Consider the following 1,686-nt stretch of genomic DNA (forward strand, 5'->3'; position numbering starts at 1 on the left):
ACGTCCTAAAAGTCTACATTAGTTTGAAGACATACAATATCACCTGAAATAAAATCCATTTTAAATACATTACTAATATTCTGTTGTAAATACTCAATACATTCATTAATAGCGATTTCTTTCCAAAATTTCATTAAATCATCAATATCTTCTTTTAAATCGATATTAGGATAGAGTAAAGAATTAATTATTTCTTCTTCTTCTATATTTGAAATATTTACTTTCCACGATACTTTAAAAGGATTAAAACTATATTTTTCTTGTTCTTCGTCTATAAGATTAAAGAACTCCAAATTATCTTCGTGTAATAAAATTATTCCCTGTCTAAATAGGCTTTCAATAATCTCTTTAGAATAAATTTCTGTAGGTGCAAAAGGAGACGAAAATGTATCTAGAGGCCTTATATAATTCTCATTTTCAATAAATCCTTCTCTTATTAGAGTCCCTAAATATACTTTCTCTATTAAAGTTAACTCATCTATATCTAATGCTTGATTATAGTTAACTTTATTTCTAACAAACTGCTTTTTCTTTGTAATTTCTTGTTCTTTTAAAATTTCTCTTTTCTCTATACAATAATCACACATACAATTTCTGTTTTCAGGACTGTGTTGGCAGTTTGGACAAAAAATAAAAGTATTATCTCTCCAAGACTGATTACGTACTTTCTTATAAGAAATATAATTCTCTTTACAATAATCACAACTACTGTCATGGACATCAGGTGGAAACAATTTAACCAATTCAGACGCAGTTAAATTAAATCTATATTCAGTTTTAAGGTCAATCAATTTGTCCCCTCTATAATATTTTTCCATTAGTTCTATTAACTCATCTTCTTTAAAACTCATTTCTTATTTTTTTATATATGTAGCAAGTTAAATATTTTATTCTTGTTCTAGTATTAGAATATTACTTTTATTAATTACGATATTTTTAAGTTCTCTTTATGCCTTAAAACAAAAATAAGTTTAAGAATCAAGCTAAGGGACAGCCATATCATTTATGGGATTAGATATCAATCAGTTTTAATGAAATGCTTAAAAGATAGGCTTGTTTTTTTCATTGAAGCTCGTAGTTATCTGTTGTTCGAACTCGTTGAAATGATGCTCTAGTAGATTATAGAGATAAGCATAGATAGTCAATTTATCATCCGCAATGACCTGAACAATACGAGAAAGGATTTTGTGATGTTCTGGATCTATGTAAACTGACTTTCCATGACGTGCGGTGCTTTTGACATCTTTAAAAAAAAGTTCTTCATACTCCACTACTTTACACTCTTTAGTAGAGTCCTGTTCTTTTTTTACACGCTTTTGCTTCTTTGGTATCTCTTTAGTTTCTTCTTGCTCATCTCTTACACCAGGAGCATTGAGTTCAGCCTCTGTAAACCCATTAGGTCTTAGTCCATCAACCATTAGTGCCATCATCGCTTCTTCATCAATTCTCTGTTTCTTTTTAAATTCATCATCCATAATTTCTAGTTTTTTATCTGTTTATAATTCTGTTCATTTATCTATGTTGTTAGTTAAATGTTATTCTGTCCTTTTAGTTATAACTCCTTTGTTTCAAACATCAAACTGTATAAAGGTTTTATCACCAATCTATTTGTGCGTTTAATCGTTGGGAGCTCTGTAAAGTCGTAGCTACGTATCCACGCGAGCAACCACATATTTCATAAGCTAA

General features: G+C 29.1%; 2 protein-coding genes. Both read right to left on the reverse strand.

The window, feature by feature from the left end:
* Positions 1 to 5: 5 nt before the first annotated feature.
* The gene (locus GJV76_RS15485) at positions 6 to 851 is read right to left on the reverse strand and encodes a hypothetical protein (protein WP_155093481.1); all 846 of its coding nucleotides are present in this window, start codon (positions 849 to 851) and stop codon (positions 6 to 8) included.
* A gap of 189 nt (positions 852 to 1,040) precedes the next feature.
* Positions 1,041 to 1,475 carry a DUF3408 domain-containing protein gene (locus GJV76_RS15490; RefSeq protein WP_074748189.1) on the reverse strand — a complete coding sequence of 145 codons (435 nt, stop codon included), beginning with the start codon at positions 1,473 to 1,475 and terminating at the stop codon, positions 1,041 to 1,043.
* Positions 1,476 to 1,686: the final 211 nt, after the last annotated feature.

Source organism: Myroides albus, assembly GCF_009711045.1.
In the GTDB taxonomy this organism is placed as follows: Bacteria; Bacteroidota; Bacteroidia; order Flavobacteriales; family Flavobacteriaceae; genus Flavobacterium; species Flavobacterium album_A.